Raw genomic sequence first — 8,114 nt, forward strand, 5'->3', positions numbered from 1 at the left:
ACAGCACCTGCACGAGGGTCAAAAGCATGGAAATCCATTTTTAAACGGCGTACTGCTGTAGAACGTGTGACTGCTTATCTCAAGGAATATTATCAACTAGACAATATCCGTTACCGTACTGGAAAACGAGCGAAGGTTCATTTTGACATCGTAACGCTTATTTATAATGCATCAAAACTAGCCAGTGATCGTATTAATTCAATGCTTCATCAAAATATAGCTGCTTAGATTAATTTTAAAAATATTTTTGAGAATTCTGCAGCTCTTTGATTTTATTAAAAAAGTAATTATGAAATTGAGTCAACTAGAGAACCCTTTTGCTTTATTTACTTTTTTCTAGCTGGCTTTCTACAGGTTTCATATGAATAGCGCTATCCGACAATCCCTCCATTGCTTCAAGCAATATCTCATTATAACTAGGATGAGGATATAAGGGGAATCTTAAGTCTTCATCTCTTCCAGCCATTTCTAAAGCGATGATTCCAGAACCGATTAATTCTATTGCATTCGCACCGATTGTATGAACGCCTAGTAGTAGATCCGAATTATTATCTTTTATAACCTTTGCTACGCCACTTTTTTGATTCGAAATCATTGCATAACTATTTCCACTATAGCTAAATTGACTTGTTTTTACTTGAAACCCCTGTTCTTTCGCTTCTTCTTCTGTTAACCCAACTGTAGCTATCGGAGGAACACTGCGAACAATGGTAGGCATCATCGTTAGATCAACCTCACTTGGCTTCCCAGCAATAATTTCCGCTGCAACCTTACCTTGTTTCATTGCCTTTGTCGCTGAAAATGTTCCACCAGTAACATCACCAATAGCAAATATCGATGGAACCGAAGTCCTCAATTGTTTATCTACTTGTATAAATCCATGATCCGAACATTTAACCCCCAGTCTATTAAGCTCCAGTGAAGTAGTTGCTGGCTGCAATGCTGTTGCCATATAAAGATGTGTACCTGAAAGAGATATCTCCTTTTGATTATTCTTCAGTAATCCCACCTGGACATAATTCGAATCCGAGCTTACCTTTTCTAATTGATATCCCCTATAGACTTTTATTTTGTCCTTCTTTAGAACTCGCCTTAATTCACGATTAATCGTATGGTCAAATGAAAAATCCTTGTTATCAAGCACCATCGAAACAGCAGATCCTAGCTTATGAAAACTGCATGCTACCTCTAAAGCATAAGCATCACTACCATAAACAATCAGCTCCTCTGGCACTTCATTCAATTCATATACAGTATGACCAACCAAAATCCGATCGTTTTCACCTATTGTGGATGGCATTACAGCAGTACTGCCAGTAGCTATGATTGCCTGATTAAAATCAAACAGTTCAAAACGATGCCCTAATTCCACACCAATTCGATTATCGTTAATGAAATTTGCCCTTCCACGAATAATTTCTACTTTATTTGCCTGACATAAATTCTCAACCCCGGATCTCAATCGCTGGATGATCTGATCTTTATACGAAATTAATTGAGCAAAGTCTACAGCTGGTGTTCCTACACATATGCCAAATGATTGGAAGTCTGCTACAGAAGCCACTTGCTGGGCAGCATGGCTGAAAACTTTTGAAGGTATACACCCTCTATTTAAACAAGTACCACCAAGCTGGTCCTGTTCAATTACGGTTACCTGGATTCCTAGCTGGGCTGCACGAATAGCTGCATTATAACCTCCTGGTCCTCCACCTATGATTATTAATTCGCGGTGCTCTGCAAATTCTCCTACTACCAATTAGATCAACTCCAATAATAACTTGTTTGGGTTTTCAACTAATTCAATAAATCGATTTGTAAAGGCAATCGATTGAGCCCCATCGATAACCCGATGATCAAATGACACGGATATATTCATTATCGAACGAATTGCTATTTCATCATCATCCAAGACAATGGGCATTCTTTTTGTCTTATAAAATGTCATTATGCTAGTCTGTGGATGATTAATAATTGGGGTAGCTCCTGTACCACCAAGTGGGCCCACATTATTAACAGTAAAGGTACCATGCTTCATGTCGCCTGCTGTTAATTTCCCTTCTCTTGCTTTTATGGTTAATTCCTTCATCTGCTTGTTAATCGTTCGAATGGATTTCTGATCTACATCATAAATGACCGGAACTAATAACCCTGCTTCTGTGTTTGTAGCTATCCCCATATGGTAATCGGTTAAAAGTCGGATAACCTCATTTTCCTCATCTAATCTTGCATTAAATAGCTGATGCTCTTTTAAACAAATAACCGTTGCTTTAACCAGAAATGCAGCGAGGGAAATACTATCTCCTGATAGCTTTAACGTCTTTCTAAGCTCATTAAGGTTCGTCACATCTACTTCATCAAAATGGGTAACATGTGGAATTGTCAGCAAGGAATGGCTGACTTTAGTCGCAATTTGCTTTCGGATGCCTTTGAAAGGAATCGTTGTGCCCTCAGCATCCTCCCTTATACCGGTATGTGATTCCCCTTGATTATCGTTGCAAGCATTTGACTGGTTGCTGAATCGATAGACATCTTCCTCTAAGACGCGCCCAGCTGGACCACTTCCCTTAATCTGTTCAATATCAATACCTAGCTCCCTAGCAATCTTTCTCGTATAAGGAGCTGCTAATATTCGATTATAGGGATTACGGAATGAATTTTGACTATCTAAAGCTGATGCTGCCCCTTCATCCACCAATACTTGCTGTTCAGCTTTCGTTGTGATTACAGCATCTTTGCCTGTATCAATTTCCATTATTACGGTGCCAACCGTTACAATATCTCCAGTTGCATAATAGATTGATTTAATCTTTCCTGCTGAAGGTGCAGGAATCTCAGCAACCATTTTATCTGTCTGTAACTCTACAAGCGGCTGATCTACCTCTACTTCATCACCTACATCAACAAAGTAATGAATAATTTCACCCTCATTCATTCCTTCACCAATATCCGTAAATTTTATTTGAACCACCAGCTCACCTCCTAAAACTCGTAAACTTGTTTTATGGCTTTCGACACACGTTCCTTTGTTGGCAAATAATCATTTTCCAAGGCGAATAACGGAACTGGCACATCGAAGCCAGTTACCTTTTCAATCGGAGCCTTGAGAAAGAGAAAAGAAGTATCATTGATAATAGATATAATCTCGCTTCCAACGCCACCTGTCTCATGGCCTTCATGTACAATAACAACTCTACCGGTTTTCTGAACCGAGCCGGCAATAATCTCTTTGTCTAGCGGGTATAATGTCCGGAGATCGATGACATCACAGGATATCTGATACTGTTTCATTTCCTCTACAGCAGCCTCTACAATTGGGAGCATGGCACCCCAGGCAAGAATAGTAACATCTTCCCCTGCTTGCAAAGTTTTTCCCTTTCCAAGCTCAATCCGATAAGCATTCATAGGTACCTCTTCCCGTTGACCTCGATATAGACGCATCGGCTCCAGGAATAACACAGGATCAGGATCTTCAACTGCTGCAATAAGCAATCCCTTGGCATCATAAGCATTAGAAGGGCAAACAACTTTTATACCTGGCAAATGTGTAAAGAGAGCTTCTACACTATCAGAATGAATTTCCGGTGATCTTACCCCTGCACCATATGGTGCGCGTATCACCATTGGTATATGATAATGTCCTAACGTACGTGTACGAGTCCTAGTGACATGGGTGGCGATTTGTTCCAAAGCAGGATAAATAAACCCTAAAAACTGGATTTCAACTACTGGTTTTAGCCCATTCAAGGCCATACCAACTGCTGTTCCTACAAAACCTGCCTCACTTAATGGTGTATCAATAACACGGTGGTCTCCAAACTTCTGCTGCAACCCATCTGTTGCGCGGAACACTCCACCATTCTTTCCGATATCCTCCCCAAGTAAAAGTATGTCATTATCCAGTTCTAGCATTGTTTGTAACCCGTTATTTATTGCCTGAACAACTGTAAGTGAATTTGTTTTAACCCCTGACCTCTTCTCTAACTCCTTTGACATCACCATAATCAGCTTTGCCTCCCTGTCGAGATAATGCTTTCCTTTTGTTTTTCGATCGTCCATGTTGGTTTTTCAAAAACATAGTCAAACATATCCGCTGCATTCGGCTTTTGATAAGATTCCATTCTCTGGATAGCCTCATCAATTTCTGCTTTGATTTCGTTAGTAATTGTAGCTGCCCAATCACCATCCCATATATTGTAATGCTTCATATATTTCTCTAATCGCAATACGGGATCTATCTCTTCTCGGACACGGTTTATCTCTTCCTGATCTCTATATTTGGAAGGGTCATCCGCTGTTGTATGCGCGCCGAATCTTACTGTAACAGCTTCGATTAACGTCGGCCCTTCTCCTAAACGGGCTCTTTCTAGCGCTTCTTTCACAGCAAAATGAACCGCAAAAATATCCATCCCGTCAACACGTTTACCAGGAATATCATACGCTTCTGCTTTTTGGGCAATTGTCTGGGAATTCATTTGTTTGTTCACTGGTAACGAAATCGCAAATCCATTATTTTGGTTAAAGAATACAACAGGTGCTTTAAATACACTAGCTATATTAATGCCTTCATGAAAGTCCCCTTCGGATGTTGCTCCATCACCAAAATAAGCTATCGCTGCATTTTTTGTTCCTTTATATGTCTCAGCCATTGCTGCACCAGCAGCATGGGGTAAATGTGTAGCGATTGGTATGGAAGCGGCCATAATATGTTTTTCCCTAGAGGGCAAACAACCTTCAATACGACCATTCCAATGCAGTAACATCCTATCTAAATCTGCACCGAATGTTAATGATGCGCCATGATCTCGATATGTTGGAAACATCCAATCTTTATCAGCTAATGCTAATGCACTTCCCACCTGAGCTGCTTCTTGCCCCGCGAATGGTACATATGTGCCTATCCGTCCTTGCCTCTGTAAGGCTACCCCCTTTTGGTCATATGTACGAATTCGTAGCATGTGATAATAAAATGACTTAACCTGGTCTACAGTTATCTCCGTTTCATATGCATGATCCAGCAATTCGCCATTTTTATTCATAATTTGAAATAATGGATACCGTTCTTTCATCTCAACCCCACCTTTTAATAAGATTAAGAAAACATATCTATCTGTTATGAAAAGAATTATCTTTTAAAGTCCCATTTCGGTCTTTGATTTCGTACATAGAAATTATTTCTTTTATGCTGTTCCTGCAATTGTCTTTGACACTTTTTATTAGCAGCTTCTATTGTTGTAATATTTTCTAGTCTCGCTTGCTTATATATATCTAAGACGGAATTATAGATAGATTTTGTTTTTACTAATACACGCTCTTTATTTGATCCATATAGTTCATCAGCTACCTGGATTAGACCACCTGCGTTAACTATAAAATCAGGTGCGTACATAATCTCTCTTTCTCGTAGTCTCTCCGCATCTAACTTACTAGCTAATTGATTATTTGCAGAACCGACTACAGCCTTGACATTTAGTTGGGGAATCGTCCTTTCATTTAGTATTCCTCCCATTGCACAAGGCACAAAAATATCTGCATCTACCGTGTAAATATCTCTGCTATCGACTGCAATTACTGAAGCTCCAGCTACCTTGGCTTTTTCCTTGATATCATCTATCCGTTTTTCATTGATATCTGTAACGTAAAGCTCTGTGCCTAATTGTAATAAATGTTCAGCTATTCTTGTACCAACTTTTCCTAAGCCTTGGATAGCATACCTTTTACCACTTAGATCATCATTGCGATATAAAAACTGACAAGTAGCTTTTAAAGCATAGATCATCCCTTGAGCTGTAGGAATTGATGTATCCCCACTACCGCCAAATTCTTCTGGGATCCCATTAATAAAATTTGTCTCCTTAGAAGCGTGGACAAAGTCATCCATCGTCGTTCCCATATCAGTCCCAGTATAGAATCTACCATTTAATGAATTGACAAACTGACCAAAGGAACGAAACATAGCTGGAGACTTATCCTTTTGTGGATCACCAATTATTACTGCCTTTCCCCCTCCAAAATCAACGTCACTGGCGGCACACTTTGCTGTCATCCCTTCAGATAGACGAAGGACATCTTCTAACGCCTCACTTACATCCGTGTATGGATACATACGAGTACCACCTAATGCAGGCCCAAGCGTTGTATTATGAATAGCAATAATAGCTTGTAAATTAGTTGAAGGATCATTACAAAATATGACTTGCTCATGACTCGAAATTTTTTGAAACATATCGACCTCTTTTGCATTGAATTGCTCAAGTTGTTTCATTTTAATCCCCCCATTATCTAATTCCTTATTTACGTGGCAGCTGATAATTTTTCGTTAATAACTGCTTTAGGTAGAATGGCTTGTTGAACCTCCCCCTTTCCTATAAAGCCATGTTGATTTTTGACAGTCACATCTGCTGTAACCCCTCGCTTACTAATTTGGGTAACAATCGCAGTTACTTGAATAACTGTCCCTAGACCTGATGGGGCAAGATGCTGTACTGAAACCGCTGCCCCCATTCCCTCTTCATGTTCTTCTAAATAAGGTATTATTAACTTTCTAGCTGCCCATTCCATATGGTATACCATGGAAGCGGTTGAGTATGCAGGGTGGACTAGCTCCCCACCAAACTGCGCAAACATTTTCCGAGTTACTTCTACAGTTAACGTCGCTGTATCTCCTACTTGTAGCCCATCTTTCATCAATTCCACCCTTCCCTTAAGCATTCATTGTATGCGCTTACATATTTTCCGAGAAAGAACTTCTGTTACACCCACTACATAGATTTTCCATATATATCTAAATATTTTATATATTTTGGATGTTACAATATTGAATCATTTTAGTCAACAGCAAACTGTTAACTAAAATGAAGAAATAAAGGGAAACTTCAATACATGGGGTTCTGTTTATCCCCCACGGATGGTTAGTACCACTAAGGGTATGACCTAAAGACCCTTGAACCAATTGGACATTTACTGGCAGTTGTTCCCCCTCTTTCCTATATTCGTTTCAATGTTACTTAAAGGTCGGGGTACTACTGCCAGTTATATGCGGGATAAACCCTAAATTGGTGAAGCATGTTAGATTATTGATGATTAATATGCATTAACACACCTTCCAAACCCTTATTAATATGCTGTTTCATTAAAGCAATCGCATCATCCTCATTACCCTTCAACAAAAGCTCGATTAGACGTTCATGTTCCTTCACAAAGGATGGATAGAAATCGCCTTTAACCATACTAATACGCATATAATGGATTTTTGTCCTGATTGCTTCTAACAACGCCAATAGCTGACTGTTTTTGGAAGCGTGAATAATAATATCATGAAACTGTTGATCTAGCTGTCCTAATTCAATGACTTTATCCCGCTCATACGCCTTAATGGTGTCATGTAAATTTTTCTGCAATTGTTCCTCTTCCGCTTCTGTAATATGTTCAATCGCCAGACGGATCGCTAAGGCCTCTAAGCTTTCTCTGCATTGAAATATATCTACAACATCTTTAACAGTTGGTTTATACACTCTCACATAACCATCGTTATATGTAAGTAGCCCATCTTGAATAAGCATTCTAATCGCTTCTCTAACAGGACCTCGGCTGATTCCTAACTTTTTGGCCAACCTTGCTTCAACCACACGTTCGTACGGTTTATATTCCCCCTTCACAATTTCCTCTTTTAAAATATGATACGCCTGTAAATGTAATGATTCTGGTTTCACTATACGAGTCATCGTTACCTCCCTATGCAGTAGCAGTTATCAATAAGTTCCGAATATATAGATTTCATTATAGCAAAATACCAGTAATGTGTTTATAGTAAATAGAATAATATTTAGAAAAACGGAGCAAAATTCGTTCAGTCCTTATCACTACATGCTCAGATTTACGCTTCCTCTAGTAGCTATTATGGAATAATAGCTACTGCTTGACCACCACTCCGGCTGCCCACTTCCCTTTCCGTGGGGTTTGTCCTTCAGCTAACTTTTTTAGCAAAACCCGCTCAAAAAAGTGGATCTTCAGGTCAAACATTTCCCACAGGAGTTGAAGTGACCGGCCTTCGCTATTATCAGGCTCTACAACGCTAGCATGAAGTAACACAGCTGCTTTTATACTCACAGATAGCG

The 8,114-nt window shown here is 39.5% G+C and carries 9 protein-coding genes; 1 reads left to right on the forward strand and 8 read right to left on the reverse strand.

The annotated features are described in order from the left end of the window. A partial coding sequence (locus ABDZ84_RS09115; RefSeq protein ID WP_343781193.1) for a transposase occupies positions 1-228 on the forward strand: 228 nt, incomplete at its 5' end. Between the two features lie 94 nt (positions 229-322). Here the strand turns inward: ABDZ84_RS09115 and ABDZ84_RS09120 are convergent. The 8 genes from ABDZ84_RS09120 to ABDZ84_RS09155 form a co-directional block, all read right to left on the reverse strand. Beyond that, positions 323-1,756 carry a dihydrolipoyl dehydrogenase family protein gene (locus ABDZ84_RS09120; protein ID WP_026680049.1) on the reverse strand — a complete coding sequence of 478 codons (1,434 nt, stop codon included), beginning with the start codon at positions 1,754-1,756 and terminating at the stop codon, positions 323-325. Continuing rightward, positions 1,757-2,968, reverse strand: coding sequence for a dihydrolipoamide acetyltransferase family protein (locus tag ABDZ84_RS09125; protein WP_026680048.1), 1,212 nt, complete (start codon positions 2,966-2,968; stop codon positions 1,757-1,759). A gap of 11 nt (positions 2,969-2,979) precedes the next feature. After that, entirely contained in the window at positions 2,980-3,999 is a 1,020-nt protein-coding gene (locus tag ABDZ84_RS09130) for an alpha-ketoacid dehydrogenase subunit beta (protein ID WP_343781197.1), read from the reverse strand. Between the two features lie 2 nt (positions 4,000-4,001). Continuing rightward, a complete protein-coding gene (gene pdhA / locus ABDZ84_RS09135; protein WP_026680046.1) occupies positions 4,002-5,066 on the reverse strand; it encodes a pyruvate dehydrogenase (acetyl-transferring) E1 component subunit alpha in 1,065 nt (354 codons plus the stop codon). Between the two features lie 56 nt (positions 5,067-5,122). Beyond that, positions 5,123-6,262, reverse strand: coding sequence for a Leu/Phe/Val dehydrogenase (locus tag ABDZ84_RS09140; RefSeq protein WP_026680045.1), 1,140 nt, complete (start codon positions 6,260-6,262; stop codon positions 5,123-5,125). Between the two features lie 29 nt (positions 6,263-6,291). Continuing rightward, a complete protein-coding gene (locus ABDZ84_RS09145) occupies positions 6,292-6,684 on the reverse strand; it encodes a thioesterase family protein (RefSeq protein WP_343781200.1) in 393 nt (130 codons plus the stop codon). A gap of 386 nt (positions 6,685-7,070) precedes the next feature. After that, positions 7,071-7,721, reverse strand: a complete 651-nt coding sequence (locus tag ABDZ84_RS09150) for a GntR family transcriptional regulator (RefSeq protein WP_034678521.1) — start codon at positions 7,719-7,721, stop codon at positions 7,071-7,073. A 187-nt stretch (positions 7,722-7,908) separates the two neighbouring features. Beyond that, the coding region (locus ABDZ84_RS09155) for a hypothetical protein (RefSeq protein WP_343781202.1) at positions 7,909-8,114 on the reverse strand (206 nt) is incomplete at its 5' end.

It is taken from the genome of Virgibacillus salarius (genome assembly GCF_039521925.1).
In the GTDB taxonomy this organism is placed as follows: Bacteria; Bacillota; Bacilli; order Bacillales; family Amphibacillaceae; genus Virgibacillus; species Virgibacillus salarius.

Coding starts and splice junctions, on each gene's coding strand:
- ABDZ84_RS09130 (WP_343781197.1), bottom strand. CDS start 3,999: ATGGTGATGTCAAAGGAGTTAGAGAAGAGGTCAGGGGTTAAAACAAAT.
- pdhA (WP_026680046.1), bottom strand. CDS start 5,066: ATGAAAGAACGGTATCCATTATTTCAAATTATGAATAAAAATGGCGAA.
- ABDZ84_RS09140 (WP_026680045.1), bottom strand. CDS start 6,262: ATGAAACAACTTGAGCAATTCAATGCAAAAGAGGTCGATATGTTTCAA.
- ABDZ84_RS09145 (WP_343781200.1), bottom strand. CDS start 6,684: ATGAAAGATGGGCTACAAGTAGGAGATACAGCGACGTTAACTGTAGAA.
- ABDZ84_RS09150 (WP_034678521.1), bottom strand. CDS start 7,721: ATGACTCGTATAGTGAAACCAGAATCATTACATTTACAGGCGTATCAT.